At 51.7% G+C, this 26,465-nt stretch carries 26 protein-coding genes and 1 other RNA gene; 16 read left to right on the forward strand and 11 right to left on the reverse strand.

The features are described from left to right. The first annotated feature begins 57 nt into the window (after window positions 1-57). A complete protein-coding gene (locus tag PSAB_RS09835; protein ID WP_025334411.1) occupies window positions 58-543 on the forward strand; it encodes a DUF2975 domain-containing protein in 486 nt (161 codons plus the stop codon). A gap of 9 nt (window positions 544-552) precedes the next feature. Further along, window positions 553-771 (forward strand): helix-turn-helix domain-containing protein, encoded by a 219-nt coding sequence (locus tag PSAB_RS09840; RefSeq protein WP_025334412.1) that lies wholly within the window; start codon window positions 553-555, stop codon window positions 769-771. A 95-nt stretch (window positions 772-866) separates the two neighbouring features. On the opposite strand, the gene PSAB_RS09845 is transcribed toward PSAB_RS09840, so the two are convergent. Together PSAB_RS09845 and PSAB_RS09850 are read right to left on the reverse strand one after the other, a co-directional pair. Continuing rightward, window positions 867-1,514 (reverse strand): nitroreductase family protein, encoded by a 648-nt coding sequence (locus PSAB_RS09845; protein WP_025334413.1) that lies wholly within the window; start codon window positions 1,512-1,514, stop codon window positions 867-869. A 58-nt stretch (window positions 1,515-1,572) separates the two neighbouring features. After that, complete coding sequence (locus PSAB_RS09850; protein ID WP_025334414.1) at window positions 1,573-2,883, reverse strand: MFS transporter; 1,311 nt, start codon at window positions 2,881-2,883, stop codon at window positions 1,573-1,575. A gap of 253 nt (window positions 2,884-3,136) precedes the next feature. Between PSAB_RS09850 and PSAB_RS09855 the strand changes: the two genes are divergently transcribed. The 4 genes from PSAB_RS09855 (at window position 3,137) to PSAB_RS09870 (ending at window position 8,115) form a co-directional block, all read left to right on the forward strand. Next, complete coding sequence (locus PSAB_RS09855; protein ID WP_025334415.1) at window positions 3,137-4,219, forward strand: tetraprenyl-beta-curcumene synthase family protein; 1,083 nt, start codon at window positions 3,137-3,139, stop codon at window positions 4,217-4,219. Between the two features lie 24 nt (window positions 4,220-4,243). After that, window positions 4,244-5,215: a 6-phosphofructokinase gene (pfkA, locus tag PSAB_RS09860; RefSeq protein WP_025334416.1), complete on the forward strand. Its 972-nt coding sequence runs from the start codon at window positions 4,244-4,246 to the stop codon at window positions 5,213-5,215. Window positions 5,216-5,350: 135 nt separating this feature from the next. Beyond that, window positions 5,351-7,840 carry a CoA-disulfide reductase gene (locus tag PSAB_RS09865; protein WP_025334417.1) on the forward strand — a complete coding sequence of 830 codons (2,490 nt, stop codon included), beginning with the start codon at window positions 5,351-5,353 and terminating at the stop codon, window positions 7,838-7,840. Between the two features lie 14 nt (window positions 7,841-7,854). Next, window positions 7,855-8,115 (forward strand): metal-sensitive transcriptional regulator, encoded by a 261-nt coding sequence (locus PSAB_RS09870; protein WP_025334418.1) that lies wholly within the window; start codon window positions 7,855-7,857, stop codon window positions 8,113-8,115. 152 nt (window positions 8,116-8,267) lie between these two features. Here the strand turns inward: PSAB_RS09870 and PSAB_RS09875 are convergent, their stop codons facing one another. The 4 genes from PSAB_RS09875 to PSAB_RS09890 form a co-directional block, all read right to left on the reverse strand. Further along, entirely contained in the window at window positions 8,268-9,641 is a 1,374-nt protein-coding gene (locus PSAB_RS09875) for an MATE family efflux transporter (protein ID WP_025334419.1), read from the reverse strand. Window positions 9,642-9,802: 161 nt separating this feature from the next. Beyond that, the gene (locus PSAB_RS09880) at window positions 9,803-11,062 is read right to left on the reverse strand and encodes a putative glycoside hydrolase (protein ID WP_025334420.1); all 1,260 of its coding nucleotides are present in this window, start codon (window positions 11,060-11,062) and stop codon (window positions 9,803-9,805) included. A gap of 205 nt (window positions 11,063-11,267) precedes the next feature. Further along, window positions 11,268-11,456 (reverse strand): hypothetical protein, encoded by a 189-nt coding sequence (locus tag PSAB_RS09885; protein WP_179035253.1) that lies wholly within the window; start codon window positions 11,454-11,456, stop codon window positions 11,268-11,270. Window positions 11,457-11,631: 175 nt separating this feature from the next. Further along, entirely contained in the window at window positions 11,632-12,453 is an 822-nt protein-coding gene (locus PSAB_RS09890) for a YitT family protein (protein ID WP_025334422.1), read from the reverse strand. Window positions 12,454-12,788: 335 nt separating this feature from the next. On the opposite strand from PSAB_RS09890, the gene cshA reads away from it, so the two are divergent. The 4 genes from cshA (at window position 12,789) to PSAB_RS09905 (ending at window position 16,291) form a co-directional block, all read left to right on the forward strand. Further along, window positions 12,789-14,396, forward strand: coding sequence for a degradosome RNA helicase CshA (cshA, locus tag PSAB_RS09895; protein WP_025334423.1), 1,608 nt, complete (start codon window positions 12,789-12,791; stop codon window positions 14,394-14,396). 223 nt (window positions 14,397-14,619) lie between these two features. Then, on the forward strand, window positions 14,620-15,453 hold the full coding sequence (locus PSAB_RS09900) for a YesL family protein (RefSeq protein ID WP_025334424.1): 834 nt from the start codon (window positions 14,620-14,622) through the stop codon (window positions 15,451-15,453). A gap of 104 nt (window positions 15,454-15,557) precedes the next feature. Next, window positions 15,558-15,750: non-coding RNA, 6S RNA (ssrS, locus tag PSAB_RS25035), on the forward strand. A 151-nt stretch (window positions 15,751-15,901) separates the two neighbouring features. Further along, window positions 15,902-16,291, forward strand: a complete 390-nt coding sequence (locus PSAB_RS09905) for a DUF1499 domain-containing protein (RefSeq protein WP_025334425.1) — start codon at window positions 15,902-15,904, stop codon at window positions 16,289-16,291. A 178-nt stretch (window positions 16,292-16,469) separates the two neighbouring features. On the opposite strand, the gene tpx is transcribed toward PSAB_RS09905, so the two are convergent. After that, window positions 16,470-16,988 (reverse strand): thiol peroxidase, encoded by a 519-nt coding sequence (tpx, locus tag PSAB_RS09910; protein WP_025334426.1) that lies wholly within the window; start codon window positions 16,986-16,988, stop codon window positions 16,470-16,472. 125 nt (window positions 16,989-17,113) lie between these two features. On the opposite strand from tpx, the gene PSAB_RS09915 reads away from it, so the two are divergent. Both PSAB_RS09915 and gltC read left to right on the forward strand, forming a co-directional pair. After that, window positions 17,114-17,743 (forward strand): rhomboid family intramembrane serine protease, encoded by a 630-nt coding sequence (locus PSAB_RS09915; protein ID WP_025334427.1) that lies wholly within the window; start codon window positions 17,114-17,116, stop codon window positions 17,741-17,743. Between the two features lie 45 nt (window positions 17,744-17,788). After that, window positions 17,789-18,703 carry a glutamate biosynthesis transcriptional regulator GltC gene (gene gltC, locus PSAB_RS09920; protein WP_025334428.1) on the forward strand — a complete coding sequence of 305 codons (915 nt, stop codon included), beginning with the start codon at window positions 17,789-17,791 and terminating at the stop codon, window positions 18,701-18,703. Window positions 18,704-18,751: 48 nt separating this feature from the next. Here gltC and PSAB_RS09925 read toward each other — a convergent pair whose 3' ends face one another. Next, window positions 18,752-19,426 carry a zinc metallopeptidase gene (locus PSAB_RS09925; RefSeq protein WP_025334429.1) on the reverse strand — a complete coding sequence of 225 codons (675 nt, stop codon included), beginning with the start codon at window positions 19,424-19,426 and terminating at the stop codon, window positions 18,752-18,754. A 24-nt stretch (window positions 19,427-19,450) separates the two neighbouring features. Beyond that, window positions 19,451-19,882, reverse strand: a complete 432-nt coding sequence (locus tag PSAB_RS09930; protein WP_025334430.1) for a MerR family transcriptional regulator — start codon at window positions 19,880-19,882, stop codon at window positions 19,451-19,453. A gap of 295 nt (window positions 19,883-20,177) precedes the next feature. Here PSAB_RS09930 and PSAB_RS09935 point away from each other — a divergent pair, with 295 nt between their 5' ends. The 3 genes from PSAB_RS09935 to PSAB_RS09945 are packed head-to-tail and all read left to right on the forward strand — an operon-like array spanning window position 20,178 to window position 23,419. Then, a complete protein-coding gene (locus PSAB_RS09935; RefSeq protein ID WP_025334431.1) occupies window positions 20,178-21,563 on the forward strand; it encodes an ammonium transporter in 1,386 nt (461 codons plus the stop codon). A 30-nt stretch (window positions 21,564-21,593) separates the two neighbouring features. After that, window positions 21,594-22,673: a DUF294 nucleotidyltransferase-like domain-containing protein gene (locus PSAB_RS09940; protein WP_025334432.1), complete on the forward strand. Its 1,080-nt coding sequence runs from the start codon at window positions 21,594-21,596 to the stop codon at window positions 22,671-22,673. Then, the gene (locus tag PSAB_RS09945; RefSeq protein WP_025334433.1) at window positions 22,670-23,419 is read left to right on the forward strand and encodes an exonuclease domain-containing protein; all 750 of its coding nucleotides are present in this window, start codon (window positions 22,670-22,672) and stop codon (window positions 23,417-23,419) included. Before PSAB_RS09940 ends, PSAB_RS09945 begins: the two co-directional genes overlap by 4 nt. Here PSAB_RS09945 and PSAB_RS24560 read toward each other — a convergent pair. Then, complete coding sequence (locus tag PSAB_RS24560) at window positions 23,401-23,877, reverse strand: M67 family metallopeptidase (protein ID WP_025334434.1); 477 nt, start codon at window positions 23,875-23,877, stop codon at window positions 23,401-23,403. The genes PSAB_RS09945 and PSAB_RS24560 overlap by 19 nt on opposite strands. A 127-nt stretch (window positions 23,878-24,004) precedes the next feature. Here PSAB_RS24560 and PSAB_RS09955 point away from each other — a divergent pair, with 127 nt between their 5' ends. Further along, window positions 24,005-24,619, forward strand: coding sequence for a TlpA family protein disulfide reductase (locus PSAB_RS09955; protein ID WP_025334435.1), 615 nt, complete (start codon window positions 24,005-24,007; stop codon window positions 24,617-24,619). Between the two features lie 112 nt (window positions 24,620-24,731). On the opposite strand, the gene cimA is transcribed toward PSAB_RS09955, so the two are convergent. Then, window positions 24,732-26,351 (reverse strand): citramalate synthase, encoded by a 1,620-nt coding sequence (gene cimA / locus PSAB_RS09960; RefSeq protein WP_025334436.1) that lies wholly within the window; start codon window positions 26,349-26,351, stop codon window positions 24,732-24,734. Window positions 26,352-26,465: the final 114 nt, after the last annotated feature.

Raw genomic sequence — 26,465 nt, forward strand, 5'->3', positions numbered from 1 at the left:
AATACGATAAATAATATGCTAAAATCATGCTGCTATTAGGTGGAGGAGGTGTTTTAAATGAATGTTAAACGAGGTTCAACCACGTTCTTAAAGGTAATTATTTTTCTGGCTGGAATTGCAGTGCTTGCTTTGTGTATATTTTTAGTGCCCCATATAGCGAATTTCGCAGCAAAATTGTATCCCAATATTGTCCTAATGAAATATTTCGTTTTCATTGTGATGTATGGAGCGGCTGTGCCGTTTTACTTTGCTCTCTATCAGGCTTTCAATCTATTACGGTACATTGACGAGAACACAGCCTTCTCGGAATTATCTGTAAAGGCGTTAAAGAACATAAAGTGCTGTGCGATTACAATCAGTGGTTTGTATGTATTAGGTTTGCCACTCTTTCGTTTGATAGCGAAGAAAGTTGACCCTCCTATTGGATTTTTGGGGCTAATCATCATTTTTGCTTCGTTGGTTATCTCTGTTTTTGCTGCTATCCTCCAACGGCTTCTACAAGAAGCGATTAACATAAAATCAGAAAATGATTTGACGGTCTGAGGTGGGGATATGACAATTATCATTAATATTGATGTGATGTTAGCAAAACGGAAAATGAGCGTAACGGAGCTTTCGGAGAGGGTTGGAATTACTATGGCGAATCTCTCCATTCTGAAAAATGGGAAAGCAAAAGCGGTTCGTTTTTCAACATTAGAAGCGATTTGTAAGTCTTTGGATTGTCAGCCAGGTGATATTTTGGAGTACAAAAGCGACGAAGACAATCAATAAAAACATTAGAATTTAACATAGCCTTTATTTAAAAAATTCAAAGCCCCGCAGCTCTCTTTAAGGAGACGCGGGGCTCTTTTCGCGGGTGCGGGAATTTACTCGACAAAGGTCAGGATCTCATCGATCTCTTTGCGCGCAATCGTTTTGGGCTTAGCGGCGGGATGTCCAAGCGCAACAGCCATGTTGATCTGCCGGTCATGGGGAATGTTCAGGTATTCCCTCAGATCCTGTTCTGCCAGCAGCACGGGACCGGTCATCGGGCAGGTGGCCAGCCCTTTGGCGTGAGCGGCGAGCATCAGATTTTGAACCGACAGGCAGCTGCTCTTGATTCCTTCCTCGGCCCAGATTTCCGGGTTACCGAACTGAACCGGATCAAAGATCCGTTCCCGGAATTTGGACGTGTAGGGGGTGGCCAGGCAAATAATCATCGCCGGGGCGTTCCCGAATGCGGTAGCGTAGGGGCCGAACGACTTCACCATCAGCTTGGCTTCCCGAGCAAGTCCCCGGGTCTCCGCCGCAGCCGCAATTTCATCCAGCCGTTTCCAGGTGAAGGCTTCAATTGCTTTAATCTTGTCGCGGTTCATCACGGCGATAAATTCCCAGGTTTGCGAATTGGTGTCGCTGGGAGCAAAGCGGGCGCAATCGATAATATCCCTAACGTCTTCCGGTAGCACGTCCTCATCGCTGAAATCCCGGATACTGCGGCGGGACTGAGCCAGCTGCTTGAAATCGTCAAAAGTCATTTGCATAAATGCCCCTTCCAATATTGTTACCAGGTACTAACACCTGCTGCTTAGTCTATTATAGCGTAACTTCTTCCAGGTGAGAAGCTTCGGCAGAGGTTTGGGCAGCAGGCACTTTCGGGCGTTTCGCCCGGCTGAGCCGTTTCCATGGAGTAAGCGAAAATTCGCCGTCCGACTCGAGCCAGTATTTTGCGAAGAACCCGGCACAGGCAACAATAGAGAGCAGCATCGCGACCCGGTAGAACGGCGCAAGTCCCGCTTCCTGAAATATCATCCCCCCGAACGTTCCGCTGAGCAGTCCCGATACGCTGGACCAGATGATGGTGAAAATAGCCATTCCGGTCGCACGCAGATGATCCGGAATAATGCGCGTAATATAGCGTACGGCCGTTACATAAAAGACCCCGAACGTGATGCTGTGCATGAGCTGAATGGCGATCATACCGCCCGGATGATGAACGGAGGCCATGAGCAGAAACCTGATGGCGTACATCAGGCTCGCCAACGCGAGCAGAGGCAGCTCCTTGAATCGGTCGCCGTATTTTCCGAGCAGGAACAGTACAGGAATTTCGCTTAGGGCGGAGACCAGCAATGCCCAGCCGATCAGTTCGGCCCCGGCTCCAAGCTGCTTCATGCTCACCGTCAGGAAAGCCTCGTTCATCCGGTGCCCCAGGGCAAGTAAGAATACGCAGCCGAAGAACCAGAGAACTTCCTTTTTAAAAAGAATCTGTCTTATGCCTTCCGATTTGCTCCCTGTCTGTGGCGTGACTTCCATTTCGGAGTTATTTATTGTGCTGCTGCGTTTCTCCGGTTTCGTATCCTGAAGCATCCATGCTGTAAACAGAGATATCAAAATGATAATGATACAGAGATATACGCTCCACGATGTGCCAAGTGCTCTAAGCAGATATCCGATCGTCAGAGCAAAAAAAGCATATCCTATCGATCCGAACAGGCGTATCGTGATAAAGTTCCGACCAAGTCTTTCCGCGATTTTGATTGCCATGGTATCTGACAGCGGAAAAACAGGATAATAGAAGAAGTAAAAGAAGGACAGAATAACCATAACCGAGGAAAACTCGGTCGCCTGGGACAACATAACCGCTGCACCAAGCTGGCCGCCTAGCAGAATGACCATAATTTTACGAATGGTGCCAAGCCGGTCGCTGATCATGCTCCAGAACAGGTTGGAGAGAATTGAAATCAGCGGGCCAAGGGAATATAAATAGCCGACTTGAGCGCTGCTAAATCCCAAATGGCTGTAAAAGAGCGGGAAATAGGATATGGCGAGTACGCTGGTTCCGTAAATAGTGAACATGAACGAACGCAGCCAGTTTTGGCCTGTGAAGCTTCCGTCTCTTCGCTTCATAGCTGCACCCCTCCTGAAATTTGCCAAAGGGACGGTTGCAAGCATAAGCTGACGGTTAAATTCATGAAAGCACTCCTCTAAAGATGAAATACGGTTAGTATATCATATAGTAATGATTAATTGTGTACCTATTTGCGTTACTCATGAAAATTTATGAAAATTTGCGAGTGATTTTCTTGTTTGTACAAACGTTTGGATCATATTATAATGAGTATGATTTGGATAAGGAGACAACAATGTGGAGGCACCGTCATTGAGTGAATTTGAGCAAGGCCGTTCCCTGAGTCCGCGCGGCCCGATTGGATTAATGAGCAGGGTCTACAAGTACGTGCTCCCTGAGGTACGGAACTGCCTTAATGTCTGGCGTAAGGATGCGGAAGGGATTCCCGATCCCGAGCTTCGGAAGCAAGCGCTCGCAAGTATAGAAACGAAGCAGTTTCATTGCGAAGGCGGAGGCGTATATGCAGCGGGCAATTTGCCGATGAGGCATATTCTTATCCCGCTGATTGTCGCCTATCAGACGATAAGCGATTATTTGGACAATCTGTGCGACCGCAGCACTTCCATGAATGCCGAAGACTTCAGGCTGCTGCACCAATCAATGCTGGATGCGATTACACCGGGAGCTGAACCGGTTAATTATTACGCGCTCCGCAGCGAACAAGATGACGGCGGATATCTGTACCGGCTGGTGCGCACTTGCCAGGAAATGATCTCAAAGCTTCCCGGATACGCGTCCGCAGCTTCAGAGATTTCCGGACTGGCAAGTTTATACACGGATCTCCAGGTCTATAAGCATATCCGTCATGATTTGAGGGAAGCTGCGCTTAAGGAATGGTGGGAGGAGAATCGAAGCAGGGCGCCGCGGTTACATTGGAATGAATTTGCGGCGGCAACGGGTTCGACGCTGGGGATTTTCATGCTGTTCCTGGCTTCCTGCGACTCCAGGCTTAGTAAGCCGGACGCTTCATTGATTCGAGCAGGATATTTCCCGCATTTATGCTGTCTGCATATTATGCTGGATTATCTGATCGATCAGGATGAAGACCGCGCCGGCGGCGATCTCAATTTCTGCAATTACTACGACAATACGGATACCATGCTGAATCGGATTGCTTCAATCGTGGAGTGGGCACGAAATGATGTTCGGAACATACCTGAGACTCCCTTGCACCGCATGGTCATCGAGGGGCTGCTGGCATTGTATTTATCCGATCCGAAAGTCAGCGAACAGCGGGAGGTTCGCTCTGTCTCCAGAAGGCTGATGAAGAGAAGCCCTCTGACGAGACTGTTTTTCTTTGTCAACAGCCGGTGGATACGCAAGCATTTGTATTAGCATTCTAAGGAGGAAACCATTCGTATGGCAGAAGTAAAGAAAATCGCAGTTTTGACAAGCGGCGGAGACTCGCAAGGCATGAACGCCGCTGTCCGCGCAGTTGTGCGCAGCGCTCTTTTTTTCGGAGTTGAGGTGTACGGAATTCAACGCGGCTACCAAGGGCTTCTGAATCGGGATATTTTCCCGATGGATATCCGCAGCGTAGGCGACATTATCCAGCGGGGCGGCACGATCCTGCAATCCGCGCGATGCCTGGAGTTTTTGAAGCCAGAAGGCCAGCAGAAGGGCGCCGATATTTTGCGTGAATACGGCATCGACGGCCTTGTGGTAATCGGCGGAGATGGTTCCTACAACGGTGCCAACAAGCTGAGCAAGCTCGGCATCAAGACAATGGGGCTGCCGGGTACAATCGACAATGATATTTCTTTCACCGACTATACCATCGGCTTTGATACGGCGGTCAGCATCGTCGTTGACGCCATCAATAAGCTGCGCGACACAATGTCTTCCCACGAACGCTCTTCTGTTGTTGAGGTCATGGGACGTCACTGCGGCGATATCGCCCTGCATTCGGGACTCGCTTCCGGAGCGGAGACGATTCTCATTCCGGAAATGCCGTTCGAGCTTGACGAGGTCGCCGACCGCATGCGGGAGAACTTTGCCAAAGGCAAGCGTCACAGTATCGTTATCGTGGCCGAAGGCGTAGGCAAAGGCGAAGACATCGCCCAGGCGCTCAAGGATCGCCACGCTTCGATCGATGCGCGCGTAACGGTGCTCGGACATATTCAGCGCGGCGGCAGCCCTACACCGGCCGACCGTAATCTGGCGAGCCGGCTTGGCGACTTCGCTGTGCGCAAGCTGATCGAAGGCGAATCGGGTAAAGCATGCGGCATCATCAATGGCGAGCTTGTGCTTACGGATATCGACAAGGTTGTCAATACGAAGAAGGATTTCGACCTGGAGCTGTACAACCTGGCTTCGCGTCTCTCCCAGTAATAGATACGGACAAGCCCTGCGCAATGCGCAGGGCTTTTTTGTCGCGCATATAGCTATTTCCTGCGTTGACAATATACCCCTACCCGTATAATATATACCCCATAGGGTATTTTGATTTTATGGGAGGGCACACAGATGGCCAGAAATATTGTAATCGTTGGAGGAGTAGCGGGTGGGGCGTCTGCCGCTGCGCGGCTCCGCAGATGGAATGAACAGGATCAAATCATCATGTTCGAACGGGGAGAGCATGTATCCTTTGCGAACTGCGGGCTGCCCTATTATATCGGGGGGATAATCGAGTCCCGCGACAAGCTTTTTGTTCAAACTGAAAAAGGGATTGAGGATAGGTTCAATATTGACGTTAGGCCGCTTACCGAGGTGACGGAAATAGATAGGATCTTGAAGACGGTCGTTTACCGCAATACGGAGACAGGCGAAACGGGACGTCAGCCTTACGATATTCTTATTCTGTCTCCCGGAGCCAAGCCGATCGTGCCGGAGCTTCCGGGAATCGGCTCAGCCGATAACCTGTTCACGCTTCGGAATATTCGGGATACGGACCTGATCAAGACCTATGTCAGCGAACGTTGTCCGAAGCGCGCTGTCGTGATCGGAGCCGGGTTTATCGGCCTTGAAATGGCGGAGAATTTGCGGGATCAAGGACTCGGCGTAACGGTAATCGACCGCGGGGAGCAGGTGCTAGCTCCGTTCGATCCGGAGATGGTGAAGCCGGTGGAACAGCATATGAAGCTCAAAGGGGTTGAGGTCCTGCTGAATACCGGGATTAAGGCGGTTGAACGGCAGGGTGGACAAGTGCGTCTCGACTCGGGGCGGGTGCTGGAGGCCGATATGATCATTCTCGCCATTGGTGTATCGCCGGAGAACGAGCTTGCCCGCAGTAGCGGACTTGAGCTCGGCGTCCGGGGTGCAATCTCCGTCAATGAACAGCTTCAGACCAGCGATCCTTCCATCTATGCCGTCGGAGATGCCATTGAGGTCAAAGACCGGATCCATGGATTTCGGACGCTTGTTTCACTCGCCTGGGGAGCGAACCGCCAGGGAAGACTGGCCGCCGACCATATCAACGGGCAGCAGATATCGTACAAGGGGGCGCTGGGAACGGCCATTATCAAGATCTTTGACCTGACGGCAGCCGCCACAGGCAGCAGCGAAAAGACACTGAAGCGGCTCGGCGTCCCTTATCAGGCGGTTCATATCCATCCCCAATCTCACGCAGGGTATTACCCGGGGGCTTCTCCTATTTCATTAAAGCTTCTGTTTGATCCGAAGACAGGGGATATTTTCGGTGCGCAGGCGGTTGGAGCAGACGGCGTCGATAAACGGATTGACGTAATAGCGACGGCTATCCGGGCAGGTATGAAGGTCCAAGAGCTTGCGGACATTGAACTGGCTTATGCCCCTCCGTACTCTTCGGCAAAAGATCCGGTAAACATGGCGGGCTATGTCGCTTCCAATATCGCGGACGGTCTGGTCGAAACCATGCAGTGGCATGAAGTTGACGATTTTGTTCGCAGGGGAGGGCTTGTGGTTGATGTCCGTGACGAAATTGAATTAATAGCTGGAAGCATTCCGGGCTCCATAAACATTCCACTGCCGGAATTGCGCGGCCGTCTGGATGCGCTCCCTTCGAACCGGGAAATAGCGGTTAGCTGCCAGGTCGGATTGCGCGGATACATCGCCGCCCGGATGCTGGCTCAGCATGGATACCGGGTTCGTAATGTGGATGGGGGTTATAAGACTTATGCTTCCATGGCCGATAACCGTATGCCTGAAGGGATTTCACAATTAGAGAATACAAAAATAAATGTTAATAAACGGTTGATGGCTGACTCGGCTGACAGGAGCAGGGAGGATTCTGAGCTTCCCATTTCGCGGATTACGATGGTGGATGCTTGCGGACTCCAATGCCCCGGCCCTATACTCAAAGTATATGAAGCGGTACAAGTGCTGAACGAGGGAGAACTGCTGGAAATCAGGGCAACCGATTTCGGTTTCGCAGCGGATATTGGCCAGTGGTGTCAGAAGATGGGCCATACGCTTGAATCGGTGGATACGGTCGGAGGAACAGTAAAAGCGCTGATAAGAAAGGGAAACAAAATATCAGGCGCGTCTGTGTCCCGTCAGCCCAGCCGTTCCGACGGAGCGACAATGGTCGTGTTCAGCGGCGACCTGGATAAAGCCATCGCATCATTCATTATTGCCTCAGGCGCGGCTGCCATGGGGAAGAGGGTTACGATGTTCTTCACGTTCTGGGGCCTGGGTCTCCTGCGCAAGCCGAAACACCCGAAGATGAAGAAGACTGCAATGGAGAAAATGTTCGGCCTTTTGCTCCCCAAGAGTACCAATGATCTGCCGCTGTCCAAAATGAACATGGGCGGTTTGGGTCCGAAGATGATACGAGGCGTGATGCGCCGGAAGAACGTCGATTCGTTGGAGCTGCTGATCTCGAATGCAGCCAAGTCGGGTGTTCGAATGATAGCCTGCACAATGAGTATGGATATTATGGGCATTCGCAAGGAGGAACTGATCGATGGCATTGAATTCGCAGGTGTAGCAAGCTATATCGGTTCTGCCGATGATGCGGGAATGAATCTGTTTATCTAAGAAAGGAGCTGCTAATGGAATACGATAACGCGATAAAAAACAGGCTGAAACGGATCGAAGGACAGGTGCGGGGAGTACTCGCCATGTTGGAGGAAGGGAAGGACTGCCGCGATATTGTAACCCAGCTGACGGCAATCCGTACGGCGGTCGACCGGACCATCGGCTCGGTAATCGGATCGAACCTGGAGCACTGTATCCAGGAGGAACTGAACAAGGGCCATTCGCCGGACAAAGTAATTAAGGAAGCGGTTGAGCTTCTGGTCAAAAGCCGCTGATATTTTCTGCTACCGCTGACGCCATACACTTTTATGCTTGGGCTGGATATAAGATGCCGCCTCTTTCGCAGATGTCTCTGCGGAAGAGGCGGTTTCATTTTTGCGGCTCTCAGAACGCATCGCCATACGCTTATTCGTCTTGGGGGAAGGGACTATCCTTCCGATTTGGAAATGGTGTATTCTGCCGTATACCGGCGTTGAACCTTGACCAACCGACTCAGTAGCAGAACCGCGCCGATGGCGAGACCGGTAATCAATCCGATCCAGTATCCGTACGCGCCCAGATCCGTATACTCGGCGAGGACAAAGCCAACGGGCAGCCCGATAACCCAATATGCGACAAAGCAAATGATGAACGCAGGATTTACATCCTTGTAACCGCGCAGCACCCCTTGGGTAGGTGTCGCGATAGCGTCGGATATCTGGAAAAAGATCGCATAGATCAAGAAATGCTGGATCAACCGGATCACGTCCGGATCGGTAGAGTATATGCCCGCCACATGCTTTCCTGCAAAGAGAAGGACCAGCGCGGTAGCCAGCGAGAGGGCGGCGGCGGAGCCTATGCCGAGAACACTATATTGCCTGGCATCCTTCAATCGGCCCGCCCCGGTCTCGAAGCCGACCAGAATGGTAAGACTCATGCAAATGCTTAGCGGAATCATATATAGCGTTGAAGCAAAATTAATCGCCGCCTGATGGGCGGCAATGGTCACCGTGTCGAATCGGCTCATTAGCAGCGTAACCGTTGAGAAGACGGCCGTCTCAAAAAAGATGGAGAAGCCGATCGGGATTCCGATCGCAAGCTGCTCCTTGATGGCCGCCGGAGAGAACGCATGGAATTTGCGGAGAATCCGCAAGCTTCGGAAAGGCTCCGCCCGGAAGATGAACAGCAGCCCAGCGCCAAAAATGACCCAGTACGTGATCGCTGAAGCCACTCCGGCCCCGACACCGCCCAGGCGGGGAAACCCGAAGTTGCCATAGATCAGCAGGTAGTTCAGTCCGACATTGACTGGCAGGGCGATCAGCGTGATGAACATGGATACCCGGGTCTGTCCCGTCGCATCGATGCAGCTTCGCAGCACCGTATATCCGAACAGCGGAAGGACGCCGAAGGAAATGGCGATCAGGAAGTGTAAGGCGATGCTGCGTACAGTGGGTTCTAGGTTCATAAAATGAAGAACCGGACCAAGCGACAGCGCTCCAAGTACCAGCACAATAGCCGATACGATTAATGAGAGCCAGATGCCCTGCATGACTTTGTAGGCGACCTCTCCTTCGCGTTTTTTGCCGAGCAGCTGCGAGACAATCGGAGTGAGACCAATTAATATACCGTTCAGTCCGGTTTGTACGGGAATCCACAGGCTGGTTCCGATCGCGACCCCGGCAAGGTCTGCCGTGCCGAATCGGCCGGACATGTTCATATCGAAGAAGGCGATTGCCGAAAGGGCAATTTGTGTGACAAGGATAGGAAAGAGAATATGAAGGAACTGAATGGTTTTCTGGCCTAATGATGTTGTAGGTTTCATGTAAATGTGCCTCTTTATCTGATAGTTTGCAAAATAGGGGAGCGGGCAAGCTTGCACGCTTCGGGTGCGTTATCCAGCAAAGAACCCGGCATCGGAGCCGGGTCTTTGGGTTAGCTCAATTTTGACAGGATAGAATAAAACTGGATTAGTGCGGTATGCGCTTATTTGCTGTAGTCGACGCCTGCAGTATATCGGTTGCTCGCATTCCATAACAGGAATTCTTCGATATTCTGTTCGTTCAGAGCGCGGATCTGGTCTTCCACCTGCTGCTTGCCGTATTTAATGTAGTGACCGCTGCCAAGCCAACTGGCCGTAAAGTCCTGAATCCAGGGACGGATCACCGGTTTATAGCTTCCAAGCGGGTTCAGCTTTTTGTGGGTGTCCGCCATCGAGCCTTTTATTGTCGCATAAGGATTTTTATCGGGGTCATTCACGCCAAACCAGCCGGCGGTATAATGGCTCGGGTAGACCATCGGACTGATGACATCGACGTTTTTGGAGATCTTGACAAAATCCTGCCCGATGCCTTCGGCAGCTGGAACCGATGCGGCATAACCGAAAATATCGACCGAAACGCGAACGCCCAGTGAATTCAGCTCCTGCTTCGCATAATTAACGAAGTCTGAAACGATTTGAACCCGGGTTTTACCTGGGGCCTTCGTATATTTCAGTGAATCCGCGCGCTTTTCAAAGCCTTCAGGGAAGCGGACGTAGTCGAACTGGATTTCTTTGAAACCGAGCTTGACGGCTTCTTTGGCAATTTCGACATTGTACTTCCATACATCCTCATTGTAAGGATTGACGAAGCTGTCTCCGCCTTTGTTATGCCATACGGAGCCGTCACTCTTCACAAATGACAATTCCGGATGCTTCTTGGCGAGCACGGAATCCTTGAAGACAACGATGCGGGCAATAGGATAGACATTATGCTTCTTCAGCCGCTCCATCAGCTTGCCGACATCGCGGATGAACGGCTGCGGATTGCCCAATTGCTTAAGCTCCGGATTATCCGTCTTGTAGGTAATATAGCCGGCGTCATCTTTGATATCGATGACCATGGCGTTCAGCTCCGTCTGATCGATCAGATTCAGCAGCGTATCCATCCGGGAGCCTCCTGCGCTGTACGCCGTGACATATACTCCCTTGACTTTGGGAGCATCCGGCTGCGGATCGGCCAGCGGGGGCGCAGCATCGGCGGATTCAGCCGGACCGGGCGAAGCGGAAGGAGCCGGTGCCGGCGAGACGGTTGCGGTTGCAGTACCGGTGGATGAAGCCGGAGCCGACGAAGCGCCGGTCTGATTCGAGACGACGGCTGGATTGGCGGCGGATTGAAGCACAGCGGCTACGTCGGCATCCGTCCGGACATTTTGAACGCCAACGCTTCCCAGGGCCATCATCAATACAGCCCAAGTGATGTTCATTGTTTTCTCCCCTTTTATGTACGTTAGCTTAAATTATATAAGAACGTTTAATGTGAAAAAGAACAGGTTTGTAACAAAAGCGGAAGTTTATTCCTTCCTTTTTAAATAAACAAATACTGGGGGAGTCTAACGGTATCATAAAAAGTAAATGCCGCCTGAACCGGCAAAACGCCGGTCCAAGCGGCAAACTAAAACCTTGTAATTCTTATTGAAGATACGCAGAATCCTGATGCTCACATATGCTGTACTGAATGATGTCCATCGCATCAGCAGAGTCCAAAATGCTCAGCCCGTCCCGCAGAACGATCATGGAATCGAGTTCGTCCTGCTTGAGAAACGGCATCATATCGGGATACCACTTCATGACGATTGCTGACAGTTTTACCGTTTCCATTTCCACAGTAATCACCCTTTCCTTTTTCGAATGTTGCTGAACTTGCATTCAGGTTTCACCCAGAAAAACGACAAGTGCCTGGAAAAGAGGGCAAAGCAGAAACTTTATGAGCATTATATGGCATCTGCGCATCATTAATATATCACAATTTTAAAGCAAGTGCATCCTTTAACAATCACCTTTTGCGGAAAGAACCTAGTACGCCGACCGTTTCCAAAATATTAACAAACGCCTGCGGATCGCTTTCTTTAATGATGCGTTTCAGCTCGGCCAGTTCGTACCGGGTCGTCACTGTCATTAGCATATCCTTTTCCGTGTGAGTATAAGCGCCTTCGGTCTTGATTTTGGTAATGCCCCTTTGAAGACCTAACAGACGCTGAAGCATCTCGTCCGTCCGATTCGTCACAATAAACACGGTTACCTTGATATGGCTTACATGGATGAAATCGACCACCCGGCCGGATACATACATAGAGGCCATGGAGGCGAGGGCGATGTTCCAGTTGTTCTCCAGATAGCCCGCCGCGAGAATGACGAGTGCGTTCAGGGATACGAGCACGCTGCCGATCGGAAAATCCCGGTGCCGGCTGATGATCGACCCCAGAATGTCGAACCCGCCGGATGAACCGCCAACTCGGAACGAGATTCCGCTGCCCACTCCGACAATTACTCCGCCGAATACGGAAGCGAGCAGCATGTCCGATACCAGCGGTTTGACGGGAATCCATTCAATGAGCCATGCCGCTGCGGCAACCGATACAATACTGAACACGATAAAACGCCTGCCCAGCTGAAACCATCCGGCGATCAGCAGCGGAACGTTGAACAGAAAGTACAGGGGGCTGACACCAAGAGGAGTGAAGTAGCTTGCCAGCATGGAGAGGCCGGAGACGCCTCCGCTCAGCAAGTGATGGGGAATGAGGAACAGGTTGAAGCCGGCGGCAATCAGCCCGGAGCCGAGCACAACGGCCAGAAGGTTCAAGCTATATTTTATCAAGTAAACCACCTACCGATGTATGATGTAAACAGGGATGAAAACGATGCAAGAACGAATGAAAGGAATACGCTGGTATTCCTCTTGGAGTTTGTGATATAATGTATAGGATATTCTTGAGTAGAGCGTTACAATGAACTTTTTGCATTGTTTCGAACGTGAAGCTACCGTTGTTCGGGCGAATTGGAGCACCTGATGAAAAGGACGGCCTGCCGTCCTCTTAACGCGAAACCATGCAGAGTTTTCGGCATGTTTGGACACCCTATTAATGTTTGCCGCTACTTAAGAATACAGACAAGCATGTGGAATGTCCACTGTATAGAAGGAGCATGAATAATTTGAAAACATTTGCAGAATTTGACTTGGAACCAAAGGTGTTGCAAGCCATCACAGAATTGGGATTTGAAGAGGCGACCCCGATTCAATCGCAGTCGATCCCCATCGCGATGACAGGAAGAGACCTGATCGGACAAGCTCAGACCGGTACCGGGAAAACGGCAGCCTTCGGAATTCCTCTTATCTCTAAAATTTCCCGTGACGAAGAAAAAATCGCTGCGCTCATTATGACACCGACCCGTGAACTTGCCATTCAGGTGGCCGAAGAAATCGGCAAGCTCACCCGTTTTAAGGGGCTTCGTTCCCTGCCGATTTATGGCGGACAAGACATCGGCCGTCAGATCCGCGGTCTCAAAAAGAAACCGCAGATCATTATCGGTACGCCGGGCCGTCTGCTGGATCACATCAACCGCAAGACGATCCGTCTGGACGACGTTCAGACCGTCGTGCTTGATGAAGCGGACGAAATGCTGGATATGGGCTTTATGGAAGACATTCAGTCCATCCTGAAGCTGGTTCCGGAAGAACGGCAGACGATGCTCTTCTCGGCCACGATGCCTCCGAACATCCAGCGTCTTGCCCAGCAGTTCCTGAAAAACCCCGAGCATGTATCCGTCATTCCGAAGCAGGTCAGCGCGCCGCTGATCGACCAGGCTTACATCGAGGTTCCGGAGCGCCAGAAGTTCGAAGCGCTCAGCCGCCTCATCGACATGGAATCGCCTGAGCTTGCGATTGTGTTCGGTCGTACGAAGCGTCGGGTAGATGAGCTGTCGGAAGCTCTGCAAAAACGCGGATACTCCGCGGACGGCCTGCACGGCGACCTGTCGCAGAACCAGCGCGACGCGGTTATGCGCAAATTCCGGGACGGCAGCATCGACGTTCTGGTCGCTACCGACGTAGCGGCCCGCGGTCTTGACGTGTCGGGCGTAACGCATGTCATCAACTTTGACCTTCCGCAGGACCCGGAGAGCTATGTTCACCGGATCGGCCGTACGGGCCGGGCCGGCAAAGAAGGTTCCGCATGGTCGTTCGTGACGCCGCGTGAGATCGATCACCTTCGTCTGATCGAACGTGTGACCCGCCACCGGATCACACGCAAGCCGCTGCCGACATTGGCCGAGGCCATTGAAGGCAAGCAGCGCGTTACAGCGGAGCGTCTGATGGATACGATGGAGAATGGGGAATTGAACGAGTACAAGGGCATTGCTATTCAAATGCTTGAACAGTACGATTCCGTCCAGCTTCTGTCCGCGGCAATCAAGCTGCTGACCGGCGAGAAGAAGGACTCCGATATTCAACTGACGCCGGAAGAGCCGATCCGCGTGAAACGGCGCGGCGGCAAGAACGACATCCGCAGCGGACGCAAGCCAAGCGGCTACAGCGGCAACCGTGGCGGCTATGGCGGCGGCGGCGGTTACCGGGGCAACCGTGAAGGTGGAAACCGCGAAGGCGGAAACCGCGGAGGATATAGCAGCGGCGGCTACAAAGGCAACCGTGATGGATACGGCAGCCGCGAGGGCTCGAGCTACCGCGGTGGGGAGCGCAAGTCCCAGCGTCCAGCGGACGGCGAGCGCCGCACGGCGAAGCATGAAGACTCCTTTGACATTTAAGTCATGATCTGGGCTGACAAGCCCTGACCGCAAAGAAGACGGTGCGCATGCGCTCCGTCTTCTTTTTTTTAAATAAGAACTTACAAGCCATTCGCCTGTGACGGCCGTTATGTCCGGGATGCTTAGACCTCAGTCTAAACTTGTGAACATGGGCTATGGAAATAGCCGGATGAAATAAGGTATAGTTAAGGTACGCAGTAGCGAAGAGACAGGAGGAAGGAAAGTGGAGTTTAAAGGTGCTATGGGCGGTCTATACCGCATTACGGAGTGGATTTCACGCATTGCGTTCAGCAATGTGCTGTGGACGATCTGTTCCATTCCGTTCTTATTCTTTATCTTTATGAAATTCATCATGCTGGCGACCGGTCAGGGGGGAGTGAGCGAGCAGGTAACCTTAAACTGGGCGCTTGCGATAACAGCTCCGTTTACTGTTTTTCCGGCAACGTCCGCGCTGTTCACCGTCGTCCGCAAATGGGTGATGGGCAATACGGATATCAGTACATTCAAGACTTTTTTCAAAGGATATAAAGAGAACTATCTGAAAAGCATGCTTGGCGGCCTGATCTATACGGTGCTGTTCTTCGTGATGTATTTTGATGTGACAATTTACATGACGCGCATGCCGGATTTTAAAATTGTCGGTATTTTGATGCTCGTCCTGATGATTGTCGTGATGGTATCGATGTTCAACTTCTTCTCTGTGGTGGTTCACTATCAGATGACCTTCAAGCAGGTTATGAGCAATTCCATTCTGCTGACGATTGCCCGCCCGATTCGGGTGTTTACAACCTTGGTGGCAGGCGTGCTGCTGGCTTATATCGGCCTGAAATATCCGGCGCTGTATCTGGTTTGCATTCCTTCGTTGATTGCAATGGTTGCTTTCTTTAATTTTTATGCGACCTACAGCAAACTGCAGCTTCAGGCAGAGCAGAAGAAACAGAGGGAAGAGGAAGAGCGCGAGGCTGAACAATCCGACGAAACGGAAGATTCCGGCACGCTTTCGGAAAAAATCGACGCATCCAAAGAATCGCCGGATGAAGAGCGCCCACGGCCGTAGTTCAGGACTTCAGGGGGAGAAGAGCTGCCCGTCCGATTGGCCACTATGTAAAATAAAGCGCATACAAGGTTTACTTTTTCGTTAAAACGCAATATAATAATAACTAAATCCTGCGATGTACGTTATCGGCTGCTCGTTGTTTTGAACCAATGACATTGTCTCGGGAGATCTATATTGGAGCGCAGCTGAAAGGCCCTGTCTATATGACATGGGGACTTCAAAAACGCGACTGCGATCACCCACCTGCTGTTGCAGGTTCAGAAGACACTGTGGCCGGACGGCATAGGCGGGTTTTTCCTTTAACATTTACGAAGGCGCCATTATCCTAACGGGAGAAGGGCGTTTTCTTTTTGTCGAAATGTAGAGAGAAACAAGCATTTTACTTTTGTTCCGGGAGTAACAGTGATACACTTGGAATAGTGAACTTGGGATATGAGGAGGAAGTACGTTGTCTTTAAAAAGAAACCTGGTCGGCTTGTTACGCAGCCATGAAGGGACAAGCGATCGTGCCAAAGAACCTGCTCTAAAAACGCGGTATTACAACCTCTCCAAAGAAAAGGGATGGGAGGAAGTATCGTCCACCCTCAAGAAGATTCCTGGCTTTAAAGTGCTGCACGAGGTGAAATCCGTCGGCGAGATTACCCTGGAGAAAAAAACGGCCTTCGGCCGGACGCTCGATATCACCGTGTCCGTGCTGAGTACGTCGCCTACACGCTGCGCAGTTGATATTTATTCAGCTTCCCGGGGCTCGCTCGGCGATTTGGGAGCCAATTACCGCGTAATTCAACGTCTCTATGAGTCGATGGACAAGAAAATCGGCAAATATAAAATAGATTAAGTCCTATTTTTTCGGTGCCCTGGTTGAAGCAACCGTCCATTGTATGCGCTTATATTTAGGGGAGAAGCGAATTTCGCCGCAGCAGGAGGAGGAAATCGTCTTGTTTTTGCTGTAAAAAAGCGGAAGAAGGTGCAGCCTTCTTCCGCTTTTTTAAAAATTCCGGTATATTTTACGCTGATTAAAGCAAGGTCTTGACCGCGGCGATTGCGGCTTCGTAATTCGGATGCTCCGCCATTTCGCTTAAGTATTCCACATAAGTAATCTTGTCGTCTTTATCCAGAACAAAAATAGAGCGCATATCCAGTTTGAATTCCTTGATCAGCACGCCGTAGGCTTCGCCGAAGGCGTTTGTTTTGTAATCGGAGAGGGTAATTACGCGGTCAATGCCTGCGGCGCCGCACCAGCGCTCCTGGGCGAACGGAAGGTCGACGCTGACCGTCAGAATGGTGACCTCATCGCCAAGTTCGGCAGCCTCGCTGTTAAATCGGCGGGTCTGGGCGTCGCATACGCCGGTATCCAGGGAAGGAACAACGCTGATCAGCTTTATTTTTCCGCTGTAGTCCTTCAGCGTAACTTCCTCGAGCAGATTTTTGCTGAGAATAAAATCGGGGGCCTGATCTCCAACCTTAAGCTCGGGGCCTACAAGAGTAATCGGATTTCCTTTAAGAGTGGCTACGCCGGTTCTTTCTTGTGTCAATGTTGATTCCTCCTTGAACTAACAAAATTGGATTGTTGCTGCTCCAATAAATTATAATCTTTTTAATGAGACCATGTCCAACCGGTGACGTACATAGAAGAAAACAGAATGGGAGGAAAGAGTCCTTGATATTCATTCGGTACGAGAACTGGAAGAGCTATCTAAAGTATTACCCCGTGACCAGCCTGATTCTGGTTGCCAATATCATTATGTTCCTGGTGCTGACGTTTAACGGAGGTTCGACTGATCCGGAAACACTGTTCCGCTTCGGAGGGATGGTGGACTCCGGATCTCACAGGGGAGAGCTTTGGCGGTATGTCGCCTCGATCTTTCTGCATAACGGATTTTCCCACCTGTTGTTTAACAGTTTCGCGATTCTGGTGTTCGCGCCGCCGCTGGAGCGGCTGATGGGCTGGTGGCGTTACGCGCTTCTCTATGTGATCGGCGGAGTTGTCGGCAATATTCTCTCTTTGGCGGCATGGGGGGCCGGCCCGCGGGAAGTGGTGACCATCTCAGTCGGCGCTTCAGGGGCGATCTTCGCCGTGTATGGCGCGTATCTGTATATCGCACTGTTCCAGCGTCCGTTGATGGATGAGAGCTCGCGCAGGACGCTGTATGGTTTGCTGACAATGGGGATTATTATGTCGTTCGTAACGCCTAATGTGAACTGGGCTGCCCATATTGGCGGTTTAATCGGGGGCTTTTTCTTGTACGGCCTCATTATTCGGGTGTTATCCCGCAGGCGGCAGCGATGACCAGGATCCCGGCAGTAAGAAGTGTAAGACGGAGGCGGATGCGGCGTGGAGCTTAGACAACTGCAGTACTTCTTGAAAGTTGCCCAAAAAGAACATGTCACCCGAGCGGCGGAGGAGCTGCATGTGGCCCAGTCGGCGGTCAGCCGGCAGATTCGTCTGTTGGAGCAGGAACTTGGCGTTGATTTGTTCATGCAAAAAGGCAGGAACTTACAGCTGACTCCGGTAGGGCAGCTGTTCTGCAAACGTGTGGAGTCGATTCTTAAAGATCTGGACCGGTCTGTGTCCGAGATCCATGAATTTCTGGACCCGGAGCGGGGGGAAATCCGGATCGGCTTTCCGCACAGCATTGGGACGCACTTGATTCCGGCGATTGTCGCCGAGTTCCGGCAGCATTACCCGCATGTGAAATTCCGGTTCAAGCAGGGGACCTACCCCTCTTTAATCAAGGATGTGCTCGGGGGTGAGGTTGACCTGGCCTTCATATCGCCCTGCCCCGACAGCGACGATCAATTGACAGGGGAAGTGGTGATGACCGAGGAGCTGTTCGCCATTCTTCCTCCTAGTCATCCGCTTGCGGGGGAGAAGGTGATTCGGCTGGAACAGCTCAAGGAAGAACCGTTTGTGCTGTTCAGTCAGGGGTACTCGCTTCGCCCCATCGTATGGCAGGCCTGCCTTAAAGCAGGCTTCACACCGCAGCTTGCGTTCGAGGGCGGGGAGACGGATACGATTCGCGGTCTGGTCGCCGCCGGAATGGGAGTTAGTCTGCTGCCGGAAATGGCGCTGTTCCAGACAAGCACGCTGCAGCCGGCTCAGGTAAAAGTGGTGGAGCCCGCGGTCACGCGGACGATCGGCCTCATTTACCGTTCCGACGGCAAGCTGCCGCTCGTCGCCCGGTCGTTCCGCGCGTTTCTGCTGACCTATTTCAGAATGCGGCAAAATAATACCCCGGTCGGCTCCTAGAGCCTTCCGGGGTATATTGTGTGTCGCCAGATGATTGGCAGCCTGGGGTCAATCCCGGCTGCTGGTGTAAACCATAATCAAACGGAGCAGTTCGAGCACGGAGACGAGAGCGGCAGCAACGTAGGTCAGCGCTGCGGCGTTAAGAACTTTGGCAACTCCGCGTTCTTCTTCGTTCCGGATAAAGCCCTGTTCGACCATAACTTGGCGGGCCCTGTTGCTGGCATTGAATTCCACCGGCAGTGTCACAAGCTGAAAGGCGACGGCCGCCGAGAAGAAGATGATGCCAAGTCCAATCAAGTTCAACGAACTGAAGAGGAAGCCGGCCAGCAGCATAAACGGAGCGACGCCGGATGCGAAATTGACGATAGGGAACATCCGGTGGCGCAGCACCAGCATCGGATAGTGAACCTTATGCTGGATGGCGTGGCCTACCTCGTGGCAGGCTACCGAGACGGCTGAAATGGAACGCTCGTAATAAACAGGTTCGGACAGGCGGACCACCCGGTGAATCGGGTCATAGTGGTCGGTGAGGGCTCCTCGGACCGGCTCAATCGGAACATCGGAGAGACCGTTCGCGTCCAGCATGCGTCTTGCGGCGTCGTAACCGGTCATTCCGCTCAGATTCGCGACCTCCGACCATTTGTTGAACGTTCCTTTAACCCTGAACTGCGCCCACAGCGAGAATAGAAAAGCAACTATTATTAATAGGTACATCATGGTCATTCCTCCACTTTTTGATCAGTTGATTTACATTGGGGGTCCCTGCGCAAGCAGAATGCGGATCGCTTCAATACATGCGGCTCCCTGGGGAATCAGATGGGCCAATGCCCTTCTGGCCTGTCCCGGCTTGAGCTTGCTCAGCGCCGGCTCAAGCGCCTTGACCTCACGCTGGAGCTGCTGCATATGGGACTCAAGCTCCGCCAGCTTGCCGGAGACATCGATGTCGGATGTCGCAGTACTCCACTTGGCTATCATGGACTTGATTTCTTCCAATGTATATTTTTCTTGTTTCAATTGATTAATACGTTCCAGGATACCCAAGGTTTCATCGCTGTACAGCCGATAATTGTTCGAACCTCTGGATTCCGGCTGGATTAGTCCAAGTTTGGTATAATAATCGATGGTTCGCTCGCTGATCCGGGCCGCTTTGGCCAGTTCACCGATACGAAACAACTTCATATCCCCATGCCGTTCACCTCGCAGATGTAGTTTTTTGTCCTGGCCGATAAAAAGGCAGGATTTTATATCCATTTATAATGATATCAATCACAAACCATACAGTCAAACGTCATGCTTTTATCAAATATATGTGTTAAACTCTTCATTAATGCTGCTGAAATGCTGCTAAATATTTACTGAAAATTATTTTTCTTTTCGTGAAAAATACTCTTGTCAATTTTGATGCGTTTTGCTTATAATGACATTAAGAGTTTCACGCTTTGTTAGAATATATTACATAGGGGAGTGGGGAGTAATGAAAAGAAAGTGGTTATGTTTTGTGTTAGCGATGCTAACACTGACGATTTACCCGGTCAGCGCTTTTGCAGCTGACGGTCCTACGGCTCCGGACCTACAAATCGGTCTGGACACAGCTTTTACTTATCTGGCTTTTATTCTGGTGTTCTTTATGCAAGCAGGCTTTGCGATGCTTGAAGCGGGTTCCGTTCGAATGAAGAACGCGGGCCACGTAGCCGGTAAGACGGTGCTGACGCTGGCGATCGCAAGCATTTGCTTCTGGGCGCTGGGCTTTGGCCTGGGCTTCGGCAACGGCAACAGTTTCTTCGGCACAACGGGCTTTGGATATGGCGGCGATTCAATGGCATCTTCCTTTGATTCCCTGGCATTCTCCGATGTAACCCTGAACGTGAAATTCCTGTTCCAAATGGCGTTTGCTGCTGTCTCGCTGGCCATCGTTTCCGGCGGTATGGCGGAACGCGCGAAGCTGAGCGTATACATTATCTTCGGTATTCTGTTCTCCGTCTTTATTTATCCGGTTGTCGCTCACTGGGTATGGGGCGGCGGCTGGCTGGCCGCTATGGGTATGCAGGACTATGCAGGTTCGACAGTAGTCCATCTGACGGGTGCAACGGCTGCGGTTGTGGCAACTATTTTGCTGAAACCTCGCCTTGGCAAGTTCAACAAAGAAGGCAAGCCGGTTATTATTCCTGGGCATAACCAAGTGTTCACGGTTCTCGGTGTTATCATTCTGTGGTTCGGCTGGTTCGGCTTCAACCCAGGCAGCGCACTGAGCCCGATGGGCGGATTCTTCGGATATGTAGCCTTGACTACTAACATTGCGGCAGCAGCCGGCGGCCTTGCGGCTCTGGTAGCTTCCTGGCTGTACTTCGGCAAGTCCGACATTCCAGCAATGCTGAACGGCGTTCTGGCCGCTCTCGTAGCTATCACCGGCGCCTGCGCATTTGTTGAACCTTGGGCTGCCTTTGTTATCGGTCTTGTTGCAGGTGCATTTACGTTTATGACTTCGCAATGGCTGGAACGCGCGGGTCTGGACGATCCGATCTATGCCTTCTCCGTACACGGCATCGCCGGTATGTGGGGTGCGGTATCCACTGGTTTGTTCGCAACTCCTGAGCTTGTTAAAACTGTAGGTATCGGTCAGGCCGGTCTGTTCTATGGCGGCGGCGTACACCAGTTGGGCGTACAAGTTCTGGGCGTAATCGGAACGTTTGCCTTCGTAGCTATCCTGTCCTTTGTCTTCCTGTACATCATGAAGCTGGTAAGCGGCATTCGCGTAACGGAAGAAGAAGAATTGATGGGTCTGGATATCAGCGAACACGGCACTTACGGTTATCCTGAGCAAATGAAGCTGATTTCGGAATCCGAATCCCAAAAGAAATAATTAGAATATGACATCAGGGAGGCGGGCCGAGTGACCCAGACCGAGTCTGACGATTGGGACTATAAGGCAGTTCATGAGTCCATCGTAACCTCCGGTTCGCCCCAGGAGCTGAAGACAAGGCGCATCGCCTGTCAAAGCATTCTCCTGGAACAGTTAAATGTTATCCCCATTGAGGAATGGATGCTGCGTGTAAATGCGATGCATGATGCTATCGCAGAAGCGGCGGTTGCTTTATCCGAGGCGCAGATGATTGAGGCGGGCCATGGCCCGCCTCCCTGCGCTTATTCCTTTATTGTGTTCGGCAGCGCAGGGAGAAAAGAAACAACGCTGTGGAGCGACCAGGATAACGGACTGATTATCGAAGGAGAACCGGAGGAAGCGAAGGAGAAGTATTTTGAAGAATTCGGGATCAGGCTTTCCTTAATGCTGGCTGATACCGGATATGAGAAATGCGAAGGCAGGGTCATGGTATCCGAGCCGATGTGGCGTAAGACCCTAACGGAGTGGAAGGAGCAGATTGAGGGCTGGAGAACCCAGTTTGAGTGGGAACCTATCCGCTATTTGATAATCTGTTCCGATATGCGCCATGTTGCGGGAGACCGCAACCTTTCTGATCAGTGGCTGGATTTTTATCATGAAGGGTTTATCGATAACCCCAAACTTTGGGCGGCTGTTCTGCGAAATACTGTCCGTCATAAAGCGACGCTTAATTTGCTCGGACAGGTGCTTACCGAACGGTTCGGGGAGCATGCCGGCGGATTTGACGTCAAATATGGGCTATACATTCCGTTAGTTAACGGTGTAAGATATTTTGCTTTGCAGCATGGAATTCGCAAGACCTCGACATTAGAAAGGCTGGAAATACTGAGCAAGGAGTACCAGCACCTGCCCGAAGGTGTGCGAAGCGCGTTCCTGACGGCGCTAAAGATGAGGGTCAATACTCCCTACTCGGAATATGACGGTCTCTTGTCGGGCAGCGATTTTGCATCTGAAAACGAACTGAAGGACAGGCGGCTGATGTCAGAGCTGCGGGACAGCCTATTGCTTGTAAGACGCATTCATCGCGTTCTGCAGCGCCAGCTCCGGTTAGCGGAAAGGAGACAGCTATGAAGGAGCCGAACAAAGGCGGCGGGTTTTGGAACAACCTTAGACAAGGCGGAATGCCGTCTGCGATCGCTTCGATTCGTGGCGGTGAAACGGCGCAGCAAACCGCGCAGCAAATGGCTTTTATCCGTTCTCTGATGCGGGAGAAGCGCCGTCCGGAAGTGCTCCATACGCCGCTGTCCAAGCTGGAAACGGTTGTGTTCGATTTGGAGACGACGGGGTTTTCCAGCCAGCATGGGGATGAAATTCTGTCATTTGGAGCAATAAAGGTTGTCGGTGATGAAATAAGGGAGGAAGAGTGCTTTTACACGCTTGTGAATTGCAGCACCTCCATCCCTGATAACATTACCGAGCTAACGGGAATTACCGAAGAAATGTGCAGGAAGGCACCTTCGCTGATGGACGGACTTCATAACTTCATGTCTTTTGTAGGCAAAAGAGTGCTGATCGCTCACGCGAGCGCTCACGACAAAGCTTTCCTGAATGCGGCGCTGTGGAAGACGTCCAAGGTCCAGCTTACGCATCGTGTGCTGGATACCATGATGCTTGCGCGCTGGCTTGAGCCTTCTAGAAGCAACTACACGCTTGATGAGCTGCTTGCTGTTCATGGCATACCCATTCACGGAAGGCATCACGCGCTTGAAGACGCGAAGATGACGGCTAAGCTCTGGGTGTCCTATCTTCGCGAAATCACCCAGCGCAAACAGGTAGAGACTTTGGGAGAGTTGTATGCCTATTTAAGCAGAACCTGAAGCTTCGATTCAATCAGAGAGATTGAACGGAGTCCATCTCCGGTTCGGGTGCGCTGAATGTGATAACCGTTCAGATGAATGGGATGCTCAGGCTCTATGCCGGGAGCGCCAATCAAATATACCGCAAAATGCTCATCCAGTCCGCTCAGCCCATCGTAATCGGCTGTAGAGGGTTTGGGGAGCGTTCGCGGATGAGAGTGGAACAGTCCTACCGGAGGCGGCGATAAGTAAAGCGCCGAAATCCAGTCGGCCGGATGTGGAACGAACGTATGCAGCGGGTTAGGCGCTACGTTGCGCATAGGCACATAGTTGTCGATGAGCATGCCGCCCGCTGCGGCAGCACCCAGCAGGACGCCGCACGCTTCGTGCGGAAGAGCGGATGCCAAATGCTTCCCCAGCGCTTGGTATACGGAAGGTTTCAGCCATATGGGCGGTAATTTTCCCTGGAATGCTGTCATTGTTCACCCCTCTCTCTTCATTGGGTTTCGTCCTGGACGAAATCCTCTTTTTTTTTGGCCGTTTGAAACTGGCAAGCTCGGGGGTACAATAAGAGGTATCCACTCCACTTGCAAAGGATAAGCCGCGATGAAGCTTACAAAACATAGAAACCTGATAATCACCGTTATAGCGCTGCTTGCGGCAGTCTTTATCTTTGAGCAGCATCTCGGGAAGAAGAACGATGCTGACATTCCGCAAAATAAGGCACTGCCGGCAGCCCAGGAATCACTTCCGGCCATCGGTAAGGCTATGCCAGCAGAGAACGGACCCAAGGTCGGTCATCTAGCGCCGTCCTTCACTATCCGGAGTGAGGATGGCACCGCATATACAGTAGGGGGGCCAAGGGACAAGGCCGTGCTGCTTAATTTCTGGGCTTCCTGGTGCGACCCCTGTCAGAAAGAGGCCCCCGAGCTGAACAAAATTGCCGAAAAATATAGGGATACGCTTGATATCTACGGCATTAATGTAACCAGCTACGATTATAAGGCTAATGCGAAGCGTTTTGTCAAGAAATACAAGCTTGCGTTTCCGGTCATGTTCGATCTTAAAGGTGAGGTTTACGCCAAATATTACGGGACCGTGTTCCCTACCAATGTCCTGATCGACAGAAGCGGTGTGGTTAGCGAGATCATTCTTGGCGGATTGACCGCGGAAGAAATGGATCAGAAATTGAAGAAGCTGGTCCGCGTGCAGAATGAATAACATCAGCACAGCAAAAGAGCCGTTCCTGCGCCGATAAGCATAAGGAACGGCTCTTGTTCCGGATTCAGCCGGAGCATTGAAGCATGTGGCTCAAACCGGCCGTAATTAATGATTAATGATTAATGAGGCCGCACTGGCCAAGATCCAGCAATTCGGTTGTCTCAGGCGACATTTGACCGAGCAGCGCGTAGCGCATACTGTCGACCAGCGCTTCCCAGCTTGCTTCGATGATATTGGCGGATACGCCGACGGTGCTCCAGGTGTCGGTGTAATTTTTGGATTCGATAAGCACCCGCACCTTTGCTGCAGTTTGATCCTTTTCATCGAGTACCCGCACCTTATAATCGGACAGGTGCATTTCCTTGAGCTGCGGGAAGTAAGCCAGAAGCGCCTTGCGCAGCGCATTGTCGAGAGCGTTGACCGGACCATTGCCTTCCCCGGCAGTGTACAGCGTTTCGTTTCCTACCTTAAGCTTGACGAATGCTTCCGAGACGACCGGTTTGCCGGCCGATTTCTCAACGAGCATTTTGAACGATTCGAAAGTAAACAGCTCGTTCATCTCGCCAGTCGCTTCACGAAGTAGCAGCTCCAGCGAAGCGTCAGCGCCTTCGAACTGGTAGCCTTGATGCTCCAGGTCCTTGATCTTGTCGATCACTTTACGCGCCTGCTCGCTGCTCGGGTCAAGACTCAGGCCCATATCCTGGGCTTTGGATAGCACATTGCTCTGGCCGGCCAGTTCGGAGACAAGTACCCGCTGCTTGTTGCCGACCAGTTCGGGAGAAATATGCTCGTAGGTGCGGGAATCGCGCAGGATGGCGGAGACGTGAATACCGCCTTTATGCGCAAACGCCGCGCTTCCGACATATGGCTGGTTGACCGGCATGTTAACGTTCGCGACCTCACTTACATAGCGAGCCGTATTTGTGAGATGCGGCAAAGAATCGCCTGGAATGCAGCTGTATCCCATCTTCAGTTGAAGCGTCGGAATGATGGAACACAGGTTGGCGTTGCCGCAGCGTTCGCCGTACCCGTTGATCGTTCCCTGCACATGGCGGACGCCGGCCTCAATGGCGCTGAGCGCGTTGGCGACTGCAAGCTCGCAGTCGTTGTGGGTATGGATGCCGAGCGGCGCTCCGGGCAGATGAAGGCCCAATGAGGTGACGATGTCCCGGATCTCATGCGGCAGTGTCCCGCCATTCGTATCGCACATGACGAGCCAATCGGCTCCGGCCTCAAGAGCCCGCGACATGACCGCCACGGCGTAATCGGGATTATTCTTATATCCGTCGAAAAAGTGCTCGGCGTCAAAAATGACCTCAAGCCCTTTGCTTTTTAAATAAGCGATGGAATCGCCAATCATGGCGAGATTTTCCTCAAGGGTCGTTTGCAGCGCGGTATGCACATGGAAATCCCATGATTTACCGACCAGCGTGGCCGCGGGTACGCCTGCATCCAGTATGCGCTGAAGATTGTCATCTTGATCCGCTTGGGAGTTTTTGCGGCGCGTACTGCCGAATGCGGTAACTTTGGCGCGCAGGTTAAGATCTTTTACTCTTTTAAAAAATTCGATATCCTTCATGTTGCTTCCAGGAATGCCACCTTCAATATAGTGCACACCCAGATCGTCAAGTTTCTTGGCGATTTTCAGCTTGTCGTCCGCCGACAGACTGATACCTTCGCCTTGGGTGCCGTCGCGCAGCGTTGTATCGAAGATGGATATGGACTTAGACATGTGCGTCCTCCTAAAAGTTTTGATAGCATAAGCTTCTTGAATCCGCTCCGCAAAACTGACTACGGAAGCATGGACTTAGTTTTGATAGCATAAGCTTCTTGAATCTGCTCCGCA

It is taken from the genome of Paenibacillus sabinae T27 (assembly GCF_000612505.1).
Taxonomy (GTDB): Bacteria; Bacillota; Bacilli; order Paenibacillales; family Paenibacillaceae; genus Paenibacillus_AQ; species Paenibacillus_AQ sabinae.

Coding starts and splice junctions, on each gene's coding strand:
- PSAB_RS09835 (WP_025334411.1), top strand. CDS start 58: ATGAATGTTAAACGAGGTTCAACCACGTTCTTAAAGGTAATTATTTTT.
- PSAB_RS09840 (WP_025334412.1), top strand. CDS start 553: ATGACAATTATCATTAATATTGATGTGATGTTAGCAAAACGGAAAATG.
- PSAB_RS09845 (WP_025334413.1), bottom strand. CDS start 1,514: ATGACTTTTGACGATTTCAAGCAGCTGGCTCAGTCCCGCCGCAGTATC.
- PSAB_RS09850 (WP_025334414.1), bottom strand. CDS start 2,883: ATGAAGCGAAGAGACGGAAGCTTCACAGGCCAAAACTGGCTGCGTTCG.
- pfkA (WP_025334416.1), top strand. CDS start 4,244: ATGGCAGAAGTAAAGAAAATCGCAGTTTTGACAAGCGGCGGAGACTCG.
- PSAB_RS09865 (WP_025334417.1), top strand. CDS start 5,351: ATGGCCAGAAATATTGTAATCGTTGGAGGAGTAGCGGGTGGGGCGTCT.
- PSAB_RS09870 (WP_025334418.1), top strand. CDS start 7,855: ATGGAATACGATAACGCGATAAAAAACAGGCTGAAACGGATCGAAGGA.
- PSAB_RS09875 (WP_025334419.1), bottom strand. CDS start 9,641: ATGAAACCTACAACATCATTAGGCCAGAAAACCATTCAGTTCCTTCAT.
- PSAB_RS09880 (WP_025334420.1), bottom strand. CDS start 11,062: ATGAACATCACTTGGGCTGTATTGATGATGGCCCTGGGAAGCGTTGGC.
- PSAB_RS09885 (WP_179035253.1), bottom strand. CDS start 11,456: ATGGAAACGGTAAAACTGTCAGCAATCGTCATGAAGTGGTATCCCGAT.
- PSAB_RS09925 (WP_025334429.1), bottom strand. CDS start 19,426: ATGACCATGATGTACCTATTAATAATAGTTGCTTTTCTATTCTCGCTG.
- PSAB_RS09930 (WP_025334430.1), bottom strand. CDS start 19,882: ATGAAGTTGTTTCGTATCGGTGAACTGGCCAAAGCGGCCCGGATCAGC.
- PSAB_RS09935 (WP_025334431.1), top strand. CDS start 20,178: ATGAAAAGAAAGTGGTTATGTTTTGTGTTAGCGATGCTAACACTGACG.
- PSAB_RS09945 (WP_025334433.1), top strand. CDS start 22,670: ATGAAGGAGCCGAACAAAGGCGGCGGGTTTTGGAACAACCTTAGACAA.
- PSAB_RS24560 (WP_025334434.1), bottom strand. CDS start 23,877: ATGACAGCATTCCAGGGAAAATTACCGCCCATATGGCTGAAACCTTCC.
- PSAB_RS09955 (WP_025334435.1), top strand. CDS start 24,005: ATGAAGCTTACAAAACATAGAAACCTGATAATCACCGTTATAGCGCTG.
- cimA (WP_025334436.1), bottom strand. CDS start 26,351: ATGTCTAAGTCCATATCCATCTTCGATACAACGCTGCGCGACGGCACC.